The organism is Paraburkholderia sejongensis, assembly GCF_020880815.1.
Taxonomy (GTDB): Bacteria; Pseudomonadota; Gammaproteobacteria; order Burkholderiales; family Burkholderiaceae; genus Paraburkholderia; species Paraburkholderia sejongensis.
Genome location: NZ_JAJITD010000021.1, coordinates 94,364 through 110,216, shown reverse-complemented (window position 1 = coordinate 110,216; position 15,853 = coordinate 94,364). Strand labels below are relative to the sequence as shown.

Below are 15,853 nucleotides of genomic sequence, written 5' to 3'. Positions count from 1 at the left end.
GTCATTCTAAACCTGCAGCGCAACGAATGATCCGATCGGGGATGACCCTGGTGGTCCTGTCCGCAATCGTAGCGCTATTATTTCGCAGCGCTGCGATTTTTGCCAGAAGACAAAAAATCGCAGCAAGCGCCGCCGTTTTCTCGCCTCTTCGCGAGACCTTTTCGCCCCGCCCGATCCGATCATGACCGCTGAATCCCAGTCCACCGAGTTTCACTGCGTGCTGGACGCCCGCGCCCAACTGGGCGAGTGCCCGCGCTGGGATGAGCGCGAGCGCGTGCTGTACTGGGTCGACATTCTCGAACCGGCGCTGCATCGTTTCGATCCGGCGAGCGGCGCGACGACCAAATTCGCATTGCCCGAACATATCGGCTGTTTTTCGCTGCGCGAGGGGGAGGGCGGCGGTTTCATCGCCGGTCTGCGCTCGGGCGTCTGGACGCTGGACAGCGAAGCCCGGCCGTTGCAGATGCTCGCGGCTAACCCCGAAAACTCGCAAACGAGCCGCTTCAACGACGGCCGTTGCGACGCGGCCGGCCGCTTCTTCGCGGGCACGATCGACGAACCGAGAGCGGGCGGCCACGCGCATCTGTACCGCCTGAACACGGACGTCGCCACAAAAGCGACCGCCACGCTCACCCCCCTGAGCGCCGGCCTGATGACCTCGAACGGCCTCGCCTTCAGCCCCGACGGCCGCTGGCTCTACCACTCGGACACCCCGCGTTTCACCGTCTACCGCTCGGCCTACGACGCCGCGACCGGCGCGTGCGGCGAGCGCGAGACCTGGATCACCGTCGAGTCGACGCCGCAGGATCGCGGCCGTCCGGACGGCGCGGCGGTCGACGTCGAAGGCTATTACTGGAGCGCGTTCTACGAAGGCGGCCGGGTGGTGCGCTTCACGCCGGACGGCGCGATCGACGCGGTCTACCCGCTGCCGGTCACCTGTCCGACGATGTGCGCGTTCGGCGGCTCCGACCTGCGCACGCTGTATGTCACGAGCGCCCGCGCGGGCCGACCCGCCGACGAGCTCGCGCGCGAGCCGCTGGCCGGTGGTCTCTTTACGCTGCGAACCGCGGTACCGGGCCTTGTCGAACCGCGCTGGCGCGGCTGATCGATCGGATTCCATTGAAGTTCACCGAAGTTTTTCGCAGCATGCAGTCGAAATTTTTTGCCTGAAAATCGTAGCGCTGCGAAAATGATGCCCGGCTGCGACCGTGCCGACCGGACAGCGCCTGCCTTAACCTCAGAACAGCATCGAGGAGACGATCATTTTTACGATACTGAGTTTTGCCTTCTTCACCGCGCTGGTCGGCTTTGTGTCCTATCTGTTCACGCGCCGCGCGAAAGACGTCGGCGCGCGCGGCTACTTCATGGCGAGCGGCGGCCTGACCGGCTGGTTCATCGCCGGCTCGATGATGCTGACCAATCTGTCGGTCGAGCAGATGGTCGGCCTGAACGGTGACGCATACGCGCACAACCTGTCGGCGATGGCGTGGGAGTGCACGGCCGCGGTCGCGACCGTCGCGCTCGCGATGTTCTTCCTGCCGCGCTATCTGCGCGGCGGCTTCTCGACGCTGCCGCAATTTCTCGAAGAGCGTTTCGACGCGACCACGCGGCGCGTGGTGAGCGCGTTCTTCGTGATCGGCTACATGCTGGTCGTCAATCCGTCGGGTCTGTATCTCGGCGCGATCACGTTTAACCAGGTGTTCGGCGTGCAGGTGCTGCTCGGCACCTCGTATCCGGCGACGATCACGCTGCTGGTGTGGTTCTCGGGCGCGATCGGCGCGGCCTACGCCGTGTTCGGCGGGCTGCGCGCGGTCGCGGTGTCGGACACGATCAACGGCGTCGGTCTGCTGATCGCCGGTCTGATGGTGCCGGTGCTCGGCTTCTATGCGCTCGGTCACGGCGACTTCTTCAGCGGCTTTCATCTGGTAGCGACCCAGGCGCCGGAGAAACTGTCGGCGATTGGCGGTCCGAAGGATTCGGTGCCGTTCGGCACGCTGTTTACCGGGATGATCTTCGCGAACCTGTTCTACTGGTGTACCAACCAGGCGATCGTGCAGCGCACGTTCGCGGCGAAGAACCTCGCCGAAGGCCAGAAGGGCGTGCTGCTGTCGGGCCTGCTGAAGCTGCTGGTGCCGATCCTGATGATGCTGCCCGGCGTGATCGCGTTTCATCTGTACAAGAGCAATCCGCTCGCGCGGCCTGACCTCGCGTATCCGCAACTGGTCGCCGATCTGCTGCCGTGGTGGGCGAAGGGCTTCTTCGTCGCGGTGCTGTTCGGCACGGTGATGAGCCACTTCAACGCGGTGATCAACAGTACCGCGACGCTGGTCGCATTCGACTTCTACAAGGTGTGGAAACCGCAGGCCTCCGACGAAAAGCTGATTCGCGTCGGCAAGAGCGCGAGCGTTGCGATCGCGGTGGTGTCGCTGCTGATCGCGCCGCTCCTGATGTACGCGCCGGACGGCATCTACACGGTGATGCGCCGCTTCACCGGCTTCTTCAATATTCCGATCATCGCCGTGGTGCTGGTGGGCTTCTTCAACAGCAAGATCAGCGCGCTGCCGGCCAAGGTCGTGCTGCTGCTGCATGTGATCGCCTACACGTTGCTGATCTTCGTGTTCAAGGTCGACAAGGTGTACGGGATCAACTTCATTCACGTCATGGGGATCCTGTTCGTCTGCGAAGTCGCGTTGATGCTGATGCTCGGCCTGCGCTATCCGCGCGCAGTCCCGTATAAGCCGCAGTTCCGCCAGCACGGCGACCTGACGCCGTGGCGCTTCGCCAGCACGATGAGCGTGCTGCTGATCGCGATGCTGGTGAGCCTGTATCTGACGTTCTCGCCGCTCGGCGTCGCCCGCCACGGCGGCGTGACCACCGAGTACATCGTATCGATGGCGATCACCTGGTGCGTCGCCGCGCTGCTGATCGCGCTGTTTCGCCGCCGCGCGGCGACGATTGCGCAACGCGGTGTCGAATGGCACGCAAGCCCGTCGGAACAGCGGCGCTGATTAATCTGGAAGACGAAGCAAGGACGAATGTGATGGATTGGCAGATAGAGTCGAGCGGTCAGGCAAACGCCAGCGTGGTGCTGCGGATCGCGAATCGCACGCTGTTCGAGCACACGCCGCAGGCGCCGGCGGTGTTCGTCGGGCACGGCACGCCGACGGTCGAGATGTATCGCGGCAACTTCGACATCAGCGATTACGTCGACGAACGCGTCGCACTGCACGACGCGCGTCTGACGCACGAAGCCGACGGCAGCGTGCGGATCGAACTGGCCCGTCAAGCGGGCGCGCCGGCCGAGCTGACCATCGTCGCGCGCCGCAGTGCGAACGGCGCGACGCTGGAGCTTTCCGGCGACGCGTCGCTTAATCGCGTGTGGTGGCGTGTGCCCGCTGAAGCTGAAGAACATGTGTGGGGTTGCGGCGAGCAGATGTCGTATTTCGATCTGCGCGGCCGGCACTTTCCGCTGTGGACCTCGGAGCCGGGCGTCGGTCGCGACAAGAGCACGCATCTGACGTGGCAGGCCGACGTGACCGCGAAAGCGGGCGGCGACTACTACCACACGAACTATCCGCAGCCGACCTTCGTGTCGTCGCGCAAGTATTGTCTGCATGCCGAAACAACCGCGTACGCGGATTTCGATTTCCGTCACGACGATTGGCACGAGCTGCAATTCTGGGCGGTGCCCGCGCGGCTCGAATTTATCGTCGCCGACGATTTCGTCTCGCTGGTCGAGCGCGTTTCGCTGCGCTTCGGCCGTCAGCCGGCGCTGCCGGACTGGGCATTGGACGGCGCGATCCTCGGCCTGAAAAACGGCCGCGAGCACGCGCAGCAGATTTTCGAAGCGAGCCGCGCGGCCGGCGTCGCCGTTAGCGGTTTGTGGTGCGAGGACTGGGCCGGCATCCGCCAGACCTCGTTCGGCAAGCGGCTGTTCTGGAACTGGCGCTGGAACGACGAGCGCTATCCGGATCACCAGGCATGGGTCGCGCAACTGAAACAGGACGGCGTGCGTTTTCTCGGCTACGTGAACCCGTATCTGTGCAACGACGGTTCGCTGTACGAAGAAGCGCGCGCGGCCGGCTATCTGGCAACCGCCGTCGACGGCGGCGACTACCTGGTCGACTTCGGCGAATTCGATTGCGGCGTGGTCGACTTCACGAACCCGGCGGCAGCGCGCTGGTTCGAACAGCGCGTGATTCGCGGCGAGATGCTCGAACGCGGGATCGACGGCTGGATGGCGGACTTCGGCGAATATCTGCCAACCGATCTGGCGCTCGCCAACGGCGTCGACGCGATGCTGATGCACAACGCGTGGCCGACGCTGTGGGCCGAAGTCAACGCGCGCGCGATCGCTCGCGCCGGCCGCACAGGCGACGCGCTGTTCTTCATGCGCGCGGGCTACACCGGCGTGCAGGCGCATTGCCCGCTGTTGTGGGCAGGCGACCAGTCGGTCGACTTCACTCGTCACGACGGCTTGCAGACGGTGATCTGCGGCGCGCTGTCGTCGGGCTTGCTCGGCAATGCGTATCACCACAGCGACATCGGCGGCTATACGAGCCTGTTCGGCAACGTGCGCACGCCCGAGCTGTTCCAGCGCTGGGCCGAAATGGCCGCATTCACGCCGGTGATGCGCACGCACGAAGGCAATCGTCCGGCCGAGAACTTCCAGTTCTGGCAGGACGCCGGCGTGCTCGCGCACTTCGCGCGGATGACCCGTCTGTTCGTCGCGTTGAAGCCGTACGTGCAGGGTCTCGTCGATGAAGCGGCGGCGCGCGGTCTGCCGTTGCAGCGGCCGCTGTTCCTGCACTACGAGCACGACGCCGCGACCTACGCGATTCAGGACCAATACCTGTACGGCCGCGATCTGCTGGTCGCACCGGTGCATGCGGCGGACACGAGCGAATGGAGCGCGTATCTGCCGGCCGGCGATCAATGGACGCATCTGTGGAGGGGCGTCGACTACGACGGCGGTCAGCGCGTGACGGTTGCCGCGCCGCTCGGCGAGCCGCCGGTGTTCGTGCGCCGCGGCGCCGCGCGGGCCGCGCAATGGCTCGCGCTCGCGAAGGATCTGTGATGAGCGGTGCAGCGTTGTTCCATCACCTGACGTTCGCGCTATGCGTCGCGCTCGCGACGTTCACGCAGAGCCTGACCGGCTTCGCGTTCGGCCTCGTGCTGCTCGGTCTAGTCGCGGTGTTTCATCTGGCGCCGCTGCCGGTCGCCGCGAACGTCGTCACGGTGATGGTGCTCGCGAACGCCGCGCTGCTGGTGCGGCGGATGCCGCCGTTGCCGCGCAAGATGATCGCGCCGACCTTCGGCAGCAGCCTCGTCGGCGTCGCGCTCGGCGCGTTCCTGCTCGCCTGGCTGTCCGATAACGCGATCGGCGTGCTGCGCTTCGTGCTCGGCATCGCGATTCTCGCGTGCAGCGTGCTGCTGGTCGTGCAGACCAAACCGCGCGCGCAGATGTCCGGCGCGGGCTCGTTCACGTTTTATGGCGTGCTGTCCGGCGTGATGGGCGGCGTGTTCGCGAGCGCCGGGCCGCCGATGGTGTTCCACCTGTATCGCCAGCCGCTCGACCGGCTGGTCGTGCGCGACACGCTAGTGCTGATCTTCGCGGTCAACGCGGTGCTGCGTCTGTTCATCGTGCTGCAGCAGGGCCGCTTCGGCGCCGACTCGCTCGCGCTGAGTCTGGAGGCGCTGCCGGTCGTGCTGATCGTCACGTGGCTCGCGCGCCGTTATCCGCCGGGCTGGTCGCCGGCCGCGGTGCGCCGTGTCGTGTTCGTGCTGCTGGCCTGCGCGGGAGCGAGCCTCGTCGGTCCCGCGGTGACTTCGACGCTCGCCGCGCAGCATGCGCAGTCCCAACCCTCTTCCTAAGCCTTCGGCTCTCACTATCGTGCAAGACAAGCTCAAGCTCAAACTCAAACAACTCGCCGATCTGCGCAGCCAGCGCTGGCTCGCGCCCGACGACATGCGCTCGTTCGCGCATCGTCAGCGTCTGCAGCAGATGGGTTTGCGCCGCGAAGAATTCATGTCGCGCCCGGTGATCGCGATCATCAATACGTGGAGCGATCTGTCGCCGTGTCACGCGCATCTGCGCGAGCGCGCGGAGGCGGTCAAGCGCGGCATTCTGCAGGCGGGCGGGATGCCGTTCGAACTGCCGGCGATGTCGCTCGGCGAGGTGATGGTCAAGCCGACCACGATGATCTACCGCAACCTGCTCGCGATCGAAACCGAGGAGCTGCTGCGCTCGCTGCCGATCGACGGCGCGGTGCTGATGGGCGGTTGCGACAAGACCACGCCGGGTCTGTTGATGGGTGCGTTGTCGGCGGACCTGCCGTGCATTTTCGTGCCGGCCGGGCCGATGCTGAGCGACCGCCATCGCGGCCAGGGGGTCGGCGCGGGCACCCATACGAAGAAGTTCTGGGACGAATACGTAGCCGGCAATATCGAGCAGACCGAATGGATTTCGCTCGAAGCGCGGATGACGCGCGCGCCAGGCACCTGCAACACGATGGGCACCGCCAGCACGATGACTTCGATCGTCGAGGCGATGGGCTTCACGCTGCCCGGCGCGACCAGCATTCCGGCGATGGATTCCGCGCATCCGCGGATGTGTTCGGCGAGCGGCGAGCGCATCGTCGGGATGGTGTGGGAAGACCTGAAGCCGAGCCGCTTCTTCAATCGCGCGGCGGTCGAGAACGGCATCGTCGCGTATATGGCGCTCGGCGGTTCGACCAATGCGGCGATTCACACGATCGCGATCGCGGGCCGCGGCAACGTGCCGTTGACGCTCGATGAAATCGCGCGCGTCGGTGCGGATATTCCAGTGCTGGCCGACATCTTCCCGTCGGGCGCGCGACTGATGGAAGACTTCTATTACGCGGGCGGCTTGCCGGCGCTGCTGTCCGGTCTCAAGTCGCGTCTGACGCTCGACTGTCTGAGCGTCAACGGCAAGACGTTGGGCGAGAACCTCGCTGCGTTCGAGGCCGGCATGCGTCCGCAAGGCGAAGACGCGATCCGTGCGCTCGATAACCCGGTTACCGAAGGCGCGGCGCTCGCGGTGCTGCGCGGCAACCTCGCGCCGTCGGGCGCGGTGATCAAGCCGAGCGCGGCGAGCCCGCACCTGCTCAAGCATCGCGGCCGCGCGCTGGTATTCGATTCGGTAGCCGAAATGAATGCGCGGATTCACGCGCCGGATCTCGACGTCGATGCCGACACCGTGCTGGTGCTGCGCGGCGGCGGCCCGATCGGCGCGCCGGGGATGCCCGAATGGGGCAATCTGCCGATCCCGAAGAAGCTGCTCGCGGCCGGCGTGCGCGACATGCTGCGTATCTCCGATGCGCGGATGAGCGGCACCCACTACGGCACCTGCGTGCTGCACGTCGCGCCCGAGGCGGCGGCGGGCGGCCCGCTCGCGCTGATCCGCACCGGCGACATCATCGAACTCGACGTCGCGGCGGGGCGTATCGACGTGCTGCTGTCCGACGAAGAACTCGCGAACCGGCGCGAAAGCTGGCAGGCGCCGCCGAAGCCACGGCAACGCGGCTATATCCGTCTCTATGTCGATCACGTGACCCAGGCTGACCAGGGCTGCGATTTCGATTTCCTCGCCGGCTTCGAAGAACCGGTCGAACCGCCGATTTTCTGATTCTTCAGCTTCACAGGATACGTGATGACTCAACGCTACAGACAGGACCCCACCCGCAACGCGTTCCGCGATGCGCTGAAAGCGCCGGCCGGCACCAGCACGATGCGCGCGAAACCGCTCGGCACGTGGCTGATGGCGGGCTCGCCGGCGAGCGCCGAGGCGCTCGGCCATGCCGGTTTCGACTGGCTGCTGATCGATATGGAACACGTGCCGCTCGAATTCACCGACGTGCTGCACCTGTTGCTGGCAGTCGATTGCGGCGGCGCGGCGCCGATCGTGCGGCTCGCGAAGACCGATGCGACGCTCGCGAAGCGCGCGCTCGACATGGGCGCGCCGACGCTGATGTTCCCGTTCGTGCAGAGCGTCGAAGAGGCGCGCGCGGCTGTCGCGTGCACGAAGTTTCCGCCGCTCGGCACGCGCGGTTTCGCGGCGATGCATCGCGCGAGCCGTTACGGCACGTGGAGCGAATTCGGCCGTCGCGCGAACGAGGCGACTGCCTGCATCCTGCAACTGGAAACCCCGGAAGCAATCGAGCAACTGGAAGCGATCGCCGCGGTGCCGGGCGTCGATGCGCTGTTCGTCGGTCCCGGCGATCTGTCGGCGGCGATGGGCAAGATCGGCAATCTCGCCGACCCGGAAGTGCGCGCGGCGCTCGCCGATTGCACGCGCCGCGCGAACGCGGTGGGCATTCCGATCGGGATCGTCGGGCCGACGCCGGCGATGGTGCGCGAGTTCGTAGAGATGGGCTACGACTTCGTCGCGATCGCATCGGACATGGGGATGATGATGCGCCAGGCCAATGCGTTCATCGCCGAGCTGACCGACACGCAGGTGGCCGCAAATGCAAGCGGGCCGTACTGAGATGAGCGCTGTTTCTCCGTTGCTCGAACTGACCAGCGATGCGTGGCGCGTGCGCCTCGCGCCGTCGCTCGGTGGCTCGATTATCGATGCGCAATGGCGCGGTCACGACGTGCTGCGCCCGACCACCGACGAGCATCTCGCGGCGGCGCTGGTGCGCAAGAGTGCATGCTATCCGCTGGTGCCGTTTTCGAATCGCGTCGGCTACGGGCGCTTCGAGTTCGATGGGCATGCGTATACGCTGCAACCGAATTTCCCGAATGAGCCGCATTCGATTCAAGGCGTCGGCTTTCAGCGCGAATGGGCAGTGGAGTCGCACAACGACGCCACGCTCGATCTGCGTCTGAACCATACGCCCGACTCTTCCTGGCCGTTCACGTTTGAAGCTCGGCAGCGCTTTGGCATCGAAGGCGACACGCTGACGTTGACGCTGAGCATCACGAATCTCGACACGCGCCGCGCGCCCGCCGGCCTCGGCTGGCATACGTTCTTCCCGCTGCATACCGAACTCGGCGACACGCGTCTGGCGACGCAATGGGAATCGATGCTGGTTAGCGGTCCAGATCAATTGCCGCGCGAGCGCGTCGTGCCTCCCACGCTGCAAACGCTCGACGCCACCGTGATCGACAACTGCTTCACGGGCTGGAGCCGCACGGCTTCGATTCACGCGCCGCATCACCGCATCGATATCGCCGCGAGCGACGCACTGCGCTGCGCGGTGCTGTTCCGCCCGGAAGGCCAACCGTTCTATGCGTTCGAGCCGGTTAGCCATCCGAACAATGCGCTGAACGGCATCGAGCCGGCGATGCACGTGCTCGAACCGGGCGCGACGCTCGCCGCGCATGCGCTTCACGCTGTCGCCGCCCACCACCGAATCTGCAAGGACACAGTCATGACATCACGGCCAATTTATCCGGGCCTCGCGGGCCAGGTCGCGTTCATTTCCGGGGGCGCGTCGGGGATCGGCGAAGCGCTGGTCGAAGCATTCTGGGAGCAGGGCGCGCAAGTCGCGTTCTGCGATATCGACAACGCGGCGGGGAACGCCCTGTGCGAGCGTCTCGGCGCAACCGATAACGGCGACGGCGTGAAGCGCCTGAAGCCGTGGTTCGCGGTCTGCGACGTACGCGACATCGACGCGTATCGCGTCGTGCTCGACGACGCCGCGCGCACGCTCGGCCCGATCCGCACGCTAGTGAACAACGCGGGCCGCGACACCCGTCATGCGCTGAGCGATCTGACGGTCGACATGTGGCACGACATGCTCGCGGTGAATCTCACCCACCACGTATTCGCAACCCAGCGCGTGGCTCCCGCGATGCAGGCGGCCGGCGGCGGCGCGATCGTCAATCTCGGCTCGATTTCGTGGCTGCGCGGACGGCCAAATCTGATCGGCTACACCGCATCGAAGGCGGCGATTTCGGGCATCACCCGCACGCTCGCGCGCGAACTCGGCGAACAGAACATCCGCGTGAACGCGGTGCTGCCCGGCGCGGTCGTCACCGAACGGCAAAGCGCGCTGTGGCGCGATGCGAGCGCCGACCAGCAGTTCATCGACCTGCAATGCCTGAAGCTGCGCGTCGAGCCGAAGCATATCGCCGACTCGGTGCTGTTCCTCGCGAGCCCGCAGGCCGCGACGATCACCGGCCAGAACCTCGTCGTCGATGCGGGGCTCGCGCAGGTGTCGGTGGTGGGATGAAAAAGATCGATTGAAGTGGAGCGATCGAACTTCGGTTGAAGTTCGATCGAAGTTTGTTGGTGTGATTAAAAACAGAAAATGCACAGGTTTGGAGACGCTTTGATGGCAGCCGATAAAAATATTTCGCACTACTGCGGTATGAAAACCCGCAACTCGCAACCCGATAACAACGGTACGCGCAGCGACAAGCGCCGTTCGCTCGGCCACGGCCTCAAGCTGTGCGCTCTCGCCGCCGCATGCGCCGGTGTCGTGCCGGCCGCGCACGCGCAAACGAGCGTCACGTTGTACGGGATCGTCGACTCGGCGATCCAGTACGGCAAGTTCAACAGCACGGTGTCGCCGACCGCGATGGCCGCGAGCGGCAATTTGCAGGCGTCGCGTTTCGGCTTCCGGGGCAGTGAAGACCTCGGCGGCGGTTACCACGCGAATTTCCAGCTCGAAACCGGCTTTAACACCTACACCGGCGTGGGCGGCGGCGCGACGATGTTCAACCGGGGCGCGGTGGTCGGCCTGTCGAGCGACCGCTACGGCAGCATCGACGCCGGCAATCTGTATCTGCCGATTTACTGGGTCTATCTCGGCTCGGACGTCGGCACTTATGGCCTGTCGAATCCGGCCGCGATCATGTCGCTGCAACACACGACGACGCTCGGCAAATCCGGCACTGGCGGCTTCTATTCGAACTCGGTGCGCTATCGCACGCCGAATACGCTCGGCGGCGTGTCGGCGGAAATCGGATATTCGTTCGGCGCGCAGAACGCGAGCGGGCAGACCGCCGACGGCCGCAACCTCGGCGCGAACGTGCAGTACGCGAAGAACGGTCTGACGCTCGGCTATGGCGTCAATCGTTACCAGTACTACCAGAACCTCACCACGCTGTCGGCGTCGTCGCAACTCACGCAGATCGTCGCCGCGACCTATCAGATCGGCAACAACGTGATCGGCGCGAACTATCTGTATTCGAAGCGCACCGACGCCACCGCATGGTTCGCGTCGTCGTTCATGCTCAACGCGCGGATTCCGGCCGGCCCCGGCGACATGGAACTGGGCGTCGCGCGCCGCATCGAGAACGCGGACGCGCGCGCGATGGCCTACAACGTCGGCTACGTGTACTTCCTGTCGCGGCGCACCCAGCTGTATGGCTACGCGGCGCGGATTACCAACAACAGCCACTCGACCCAGGGCTTCGCGCTGCTGAACTCGACCTACGCGGCGGTCACGCCGGGCTTCAATCCGTGGGTTGTCACCGCTGGTTTGCGCACCTCGTTCTAAGCTTCAGCACACGACATGGCCCGCAACGGACCGCGACGGCCGGTCGGGCGCGGTTCACCTGCCATTGACGTTCCCGAAAGGATCTGTCGCAATAAGCCGAACTGCTATGCTCACGGGCGCTGAATGCGTGGCGTGATCGATGAACCAGCTGCTGAGTCCAGCGGTAGCAAAAGCGCTCAGACGGTTGCATTATCCGCTGAGCCTGCGTCATCTCGGGCAGATGAGGGCCGAGCGCGGGTTTGCGGTCGATCACTCGACGGTTCATCGTTGCGCGCTCAAACTCTTGCCGGTCCTGGAGAAGGCGTTTCGACGGTGCAAACGGGCGGTCGGCAAGAGCTGGAGGGTGGACGAGACCTACATTCGAATCCGGCGTGAGTGGCGGTATCTTAACCGGGCCGTCGACAAGTCAGGCAACACCGTTGATTTTCTGCTGCGAGCCCGACGGGATAAGGCTGCGGCCCGGGCCTATTTCGAAAGGCAATCGATCAGAATGGCGAGCCAGAGACCGTGACCATCGATAAGAGCGGATCGAATCTGGCTGCCTTGCAAGCGATCAACGCCAAGCGGGAAACTCCAATCAAGGTCCGCCAGAAGGCGTATCTGAACAACATTGTCGAACAGGATCCCAAGGCCTCGAGCGTCGAACGCGCCCAATGATGGGTTTTCAGGATTTTTCGTTGCGCACGCATCATTCTGCGCGGAATTGAGACCATGCATATGATTCGCGATGGTCAGATGAACGACGGCCGTAAGGCGCTCTCTCCCGCCCAGCAATTCTATTCTCTCTGTGCATAAGCAATCCTCTGTATTTCAGCGCTCTCGCCGGCCACCTTCCGTATTGCGACAGAACCCGCTGAGGCGTAGTACCGAAACCTCATTCGCAAAACGTCGGTTCGCTCAACGGGCGTTCCATTGCGGTGAGGCAAGCGTAGGTACCTAGAATGACAACGATACTACGTTGGTCGCGACGCGATTTGTAGCCGGGGATCGGTGGGCCGAAGCTTCTGAAGCGCGCGCTTGACGACGGGGACGGGGATCAGGTCCGAACGGTGGGTGCGACCGATCCAATACCCGGACCGGCGCGACGCGACGATGACGAATAACGCACTGGTGCAGCGTTATTCGCGTGAATTCACTTCTGCTGCAGGTGCGCACACATCCTGCGCCGCCTCAACCACAGTGGCGGCGCCAGTGCGCGTTCGCTTCGTCACCCCGCGCGCCAGCGCCCGCCCCTGACGCCGAAGCACGCAGCGCTTCAGATAAAGGAGCACCGCGCTGACCAAGCCATACATCATTGTCACGATGAACGCGGCTTGCAACAATGATTGCGGCGCATAGCTCGACACGTCCTGCGAGCGATGCAGCAGCTCGTCGTATGGAATCACGTAGCCAAGCGAGGTGTCCTGCACGATCGCCAGCACCGAACTGATCAGCGCCGGCAGCATGCTACGCAGCGCCTGCGGCAGCACCACAAGCAGCATCGCCTGCGACGGCCGCATGCCAAGCGCGAGCGCCGCCTCTCGTTGGCCGCGCGGCAGCGATAGAATGCCTGCGCGCACCACCTCGGCCGTCAGCGCCGAGTGATGCAGGGCCATCGCGAACACAAGAAAGCCGAGCGCGGGCCAATCAAGACGGAGTGCCGGCAGCTCGATCACCATGAAGAGAATCAGCAGCAGCAGCGGAATCGCACGAAAGAACTCGATGTACGCACCGGCGAGACGGCTGACCCACGGCCGCATCGACAATCGCCACAACGCGAGCGGCAGCGCTAGCACGAACGCGGCGAGCGCCGAGCACGCTGCGGCCATGATCGTCGACACAAGGCCGTCGAGCAGGAACCTGACCGTGCCCCAGTGCAGAAAAATCGCCCATTTGTCGGCGTCGAACTGTCCGCTCGATTGCAGACGCATCCCAATTCCGAGCAGCAACGCACACACAGCGAGCGCGCTAACGACCGAAAACACGCATTGCCGTTTGCGTCCGAGCGGTCCCGCCGGTTCATAAAGAGTAGGCGGGCGGTTCATCGCGCCACCGCCAATTTCTGTTCGAGCCGCCGCATCGCCAGCCCGAGCGGGATAGTCAGTGCCATATAGGCAACCATCGCTGCCGCGAAGGTCGGCACCGCCTGCGCCGTTTCGAAGTTGATCCGCTGCGCCGTGTAGGTGATGTCGAAAACGCCGATTGCCGCCGCGATCGACGACGCCTTGATCTGGTTGACGAACAGGTTGCCAAGCGGCGGAATCACGGTGCGCATTGCCTGCGGGATCACCACGTTCGAGAGTACCTGGTCAAACCGCATGCCGATGCTGCGCGCGGCCTCGATTTGCCCGGCCGGCACCGCATTGACCCCCGCTCTAAGCACCTCGGCGACCCACGCGGCGGTGTAAAAGCCCAGTACCAGCACCGACGACGCACTCAGCGAATACATCAAGCCCAGCTTCGGCAGGCCGAACACGAACAGCAGCAACAGCGCAAGCAGCGGCGTCATCCGCATGATTTCAACGTAGGTTGCGGCGAACCAACGCAGCGGTGCAAGGGGGCTCACGGCCACTACGCTGAGCGCGACGCCCAGTGCAAAAGCCATCGCGAACGACAGCGCGGTCAGCTCGATGGTGACGCCCATCGCCTGGACGAAGCGCCACGCGAACGGCAGCAGGGGATGCAGGAAGTCCATGAATATGACAGTTCGGTCGGCGACCGGTCAGGGTTGGATCGTCGGTACCTGAGGCTTGCCGAGCGTGCCTTCGAGGTTCTTCGCATACAGCTTGTTCCACGTGCCGTCCTTGATCGACTGTTCGAGCTGTGCGTCGATCCATTCACGAAACACCGTGTCGTCCTTCGCAACGCCCATCCCGTACGGCTCCTGCGTGAACGGCTTGCCGACGATGCGGAATTTGTTGGGCTGACGCAGCGACTCGCCGGCAAGCGTCGCGCCGTCGTCGACATATGCATCGAAACGGCCATCGGCCACCCCTTCGACGCACGCGGCGGTGTCGTTGAACGTGACGAATTTTGCCTGCGGCGCAAGCTTCTTCACATTGTCTTCGACGGTTGTGCCGTTCAGCACGCAGGCGGTTTTGCCGTTCAGGTCGGTCACGCCCTGGATCGAAGTATTCGCGCGCCTGGTCAAAATGTCCTGACCCGCGATGTAATACGGGCCCGCGAAGCCGATTACTTTCTTGCGCGCGTCGTTGATCGTCAGCGTGGCGACCACCACATCGACGCGCCCGTTCTGCACGAACGGCAAGCGGTTCTCCGTGGTCGTCTTCACCCATTCGACGTTGTCCTCGGAGCCTGTCAGCTTCTTCGCGAGCATGCGCGCGAGGTCCCCTTCGAAGCCTTCCGTCTGGCCGGTCATAGGATTGCGCACCGAGAACATCAGCGTATTGAGCGAGGTGCCCACCACGAGTTTGCCCTTCTTCTGGATCTTCGCCATCGTGGAGTCGGGCGGAAAGCTCTCGGCGCGAGCGGGCGCGCTTGCCGCGAACAGCGCGGCGGCGACGCACGAAGCCAGCACCGCAATGGATTGCATACGCATGGTGGTATCTCCTCTGTTATTCGTGGCGGCGTGGCGCCGCCGGGTCGATCGATTAATTCAAAAAAATCAGTGCTCCAGGATTCCGGAGAGAAAATCTCGCGCACGCTCGGAGCGCGGCGCGCTGAAGAAAGCTTCGGGCTCCGCAATTTCGACGATGCGGCCCGCGTCCATGAACAAGATCCGGTCCGCTGCCTGGCGTGCGAATCCCATTTCGTGGGTGACGACGACCATAGTCATGCCGCTTTGCGCGAGCTCGAGCATCACAGCGAGCACTTCGCTCACCATCTCGGGGTCGAGCGCGGACGTGGGTTCGTCGAACAGCATCACCTTCGGCTGCATCGCGAGCGCACGGGCGAGCGCGACGCGCTGTTGCTGACCGCCCGACAGCTCGGCCGGCACCGCATCGGCCTTGTGCGCGAGACCGACGCGCGCGAGCAGGCGCCGCGCGAGGCTTTCCGCTTCGTCGCGCGGCTGGCGTAACACCTTGCGCGGCCCCATCGCGACATTTTGCAGCACCGTCCGATGCGAGAACAGATTGAATGACTGGAACACCATACCGATCTGCGCGCGCATTGCGGCGAGCGCGCGACCTTCTTCAGGCAGGCGAACACCCGCAAGCAGAATTTCGCCCGAATCGATCGTTTCCAGCCGGTTGATGCAGCGGCACAGTGTCGATTTGCCGGAACCGGACGGACCGATCACGACGACTACTTCGCCGGGCGCAACGTCGAGATCGACGTCGAACAGCACCTGCTGCGCGCCGAATGATTTGTTCACGCCGCGCACCGAGACGAGGGCTTCAGGGTCCGCGAGGCTCGCGCTGTCGTTCATGCCCATCGCT

General features: G+C 64.5%; 12 protein-coding genes and 1 pseudogene. 9 read left to right on the top strand and 4 right to left on the bottom strand.

The features are described 5' to 3' along the window. Positions 1 to 181: 181 nt before the first annotated feature. From LJ656_RS30300 to LJ656_RS30260, 9 genes and pseudogenes are all read left to right on the top strand, one after another. The gene (locus LJ656_RS30300) at positions 182 to 1,105 is read left to right on the top strand and encodes an SMP-30/gluconolactonase/LRE family protein (RefSeq protein WP_230513150.1); all 924 of its coding nucleotides are present in this window, start codon (positions 182 to 184) and stop codon (positions 1,103 to 1,105) included. 142 nt (positions 1,106 to 1,247) lie between these two features. Continuing rightward, a complete protein-coding gene (locus LJ656_RS30295) occupies positions 1,248 to 3,008 on the top strand; it encodes a solute:sodium symporter family transporter (RefSeq protein WP_329958917.1) in 1,761 nt (586 codons plus the stop codon). A 32-nt stretch (positions 3,009 to 3,040) separates the two neighbouring features. Beyond that, positions 3,041 to 5,077, top strand: coding sequence for an alpha-glucosidase (locus LJ656_RS30290; protein WP_230513148.1), 2,037 nt, complete (start codon positions 3,041 to 3,043; stop codon positions 5,075 to 5,077). Continuing rightward, positions 5,077 to 5,874, top strand: a complete 798-nt coding sequence (locus LJ656_RS30285) for a sulfite exporter TauE/SafE family protein (protein ID WP_230513147.1) — start codon at positions 5,077 to 5,079, stop codon at positions 5,872 to 5,874. The genes LJ656_RS30290 and LJ656_RS30285 overlap by 1 nt, the downstream gene beginning before the upstream one ends. 19 nt (positions 5,875 to 5,893) lie before the next feature. Continuing rightward, on the top strand, positions 5,894 to 7,648 hold the full coding sequence (locus tag LJ656_RS30280; protein ID WP_329958916.1) for an IlvD/Edd family dehydratase: 1,755 nt from the start codon (positions 5,894 to 5,896) through the stop codon (positions 7,646 to 7,648). Positions 7,649 to 7,672: 24 nt separating this feature from the next. Next, the gene (locus LJ656_RS30275) at positions 7,673 to 8,509 is read left to right on the top strand and encodes an HpcH/HpaI aldolase family protein (protein WP_230513146.1); all 837 of its coding nucleotides are present in this window, start codon (positions 7,673 to 7,675) and stop codon (positions 8,507 to 8,509) included. Between the two features lies 1 nt (position 8,510). Next, positions 8,511 to 10,202: an SDR family oxidoreductase gene (locus LJ656_RS30270; protein WP_230513145.1), complete on the top strand. Its 1,692-nt coding sequence runs from the start codon at positions 8,511 to 8,513 to the stop codon at positions 10,200 to 10,202. A gap of 102 nt (positions 10,203 to 10,304) precedes the next feature. Continuing rightward, positions 10,305 to 11,474 (top strand): porin, encoded by a 1,170-nt coding sequence (locus LJ656_RS30265; RefSeq protein WP_230513144.1) that lies wholly within the window; start codon positions 10,305 to 10,307, stop codon positions 11,472 to 11,474. 139 nt (positions 11,475 to 11,613) lie between these two features. After that, positions 11,614 to 12,269: pseudogene (locus LJ656_RS30260) on the top strand (IS6 family transposase). A gap of 323 nt (positions 12,270 to 12,592) precedes the next feature. Here the strand turns inward: LJ656_RS30260 and LJ656_RS30255 are convergent. From LJ656_RS30255 to LJ656_RS30240, 4 genes are all read right to left on the bottom strand, one after another. Continuing rightward, complete coding sequence (locus tag LJ656_RS30255) at positions 12,593 to 13,384, bottom strand: amino acid ABC transporter permease (protein ID WP_230513143.1); 792 nt, start codon at positions 13,382 to 13,384, stop codon at positions 12,593 to 12,595. 110 nt (positions 13,385 to 13,494) lie between these two features. Then, positions 13,495 to 14,148, bottom strand: a complete 654-nt coding sequence (locus LJ656_RS30250) for an amino acid ABC transporter permease (protein ID WP_230513142.1) — start codon at positions 14,146 to 14,148, stop codon at positions 13,495 to 13,497. 27 nt (positions 14,149 to 14,175) lie between these two features. Beyond that, complete coding sequence (locus tag LJ656_RS30245; RefSeq protein ID WP_230513141.1) at positions 14,176 to 15,012, bottom strand: glutamate ABC transporter substrate-binding protein; 837 nt, start codon at positions 15,010 to 15,012, stop codon at positions 14,176 to 14,178. Positions 15,013 to 15,078: 66 nt separating this feature from the next. Next, positions 15,079 to 15,843 carry an amino acid ABC transporter ATP-binding protein gene (locus LJ656_RS30240; RefSeq protein ID WP_230513140.1) on the bottom strand — a complete coding sequence of 255 codons (765 nt, stop codon included), beginning with the start codon at positions 15,841 to 15,843 and terminating at the stop codon, positions 15,079 to 15,081. Positions 15,844 to 15,853 lie beyond the last annotated feature (10 nt).

What these genes read in the sequence shown, in the direction of transcription:
- LJ656_RS30300 (WP_230513150.1), top strand. Translation starts at nt 182, where the DNA reads ATGACCGCTGAATCCCAGTCCACCGAGTTTCACTGCGTGCTGGACGCC.
- LJ656_RS30290 (WP_230513148.1), top strand. Translation starts at nt 3,041, where the DNA reads ATGGATTGGCAGATAGAGTCGAGCGGTCAGGCAAACGCCAGCGTGGTG.
- LJ656_RS30285 (WP_230513147.1), top strand. Translation starts at nt 5,077, where the DNA reads ATGAGCGGTGCAGCGTTGTTCCATCACCTGACGTTCGCGCTATGCGTC.
- LJ656_RS30275 (WP_230513146.1), top strand. Translation starts at nt 7,673, where the DNA reads ATGACTCAACGCTACAGACAGGACCCCACCCGCAACGCGTTCCGCGAT.
- LJ656_RS30270 (WP_230513145.1), top strand. Translation starts at nt 8,511, where the DNA reads ATGAGCGCTGTTTCTCCGTTGCTCGAACTGACCAGCGATGCGTGGCGC.
- LJ656_RS30265 (WP_230513144.1), top strand. Translation starts at nt 10,305, where the DNA reads ATGGCAGCCGATAAAAATATTTCGCACTACTGCGGTATGAAAACCCGC.
- LJ656_RS30255 (WP_230513143.1), bottom strand. Translation starts at nt 13,384, where the DNA reads ATGCGTCTGCAATCGAGCGGACAGTTCGACGCCGACAAATGGGCGATT.
- LJ656_RS30250 (WP_230513142.1), bottom strand. Translation starts at nt 14,148, where the DNA reads ATGGACTTCCTGCATCCCCTGCTGCCGTTCGCGTGGCGCTTCGTCCAG.
- LJ656_RS30245 (WP_230513141.1), bottom strand. Translation starts at nt 15,012, where the DNA reads ATGCGTATGCAATCCATTGCGGTGCTGGCTTCGTGCGTCGCCGCCGCG.
- LJ656_RS30240 (WP_230513140.1), bottom strand. Translation starts at nt 15,843, where the DNA reads ATGAACGACAGCGCGAGCCTCGCGGACCCTGAAGCCCTCGTCTCGGTG.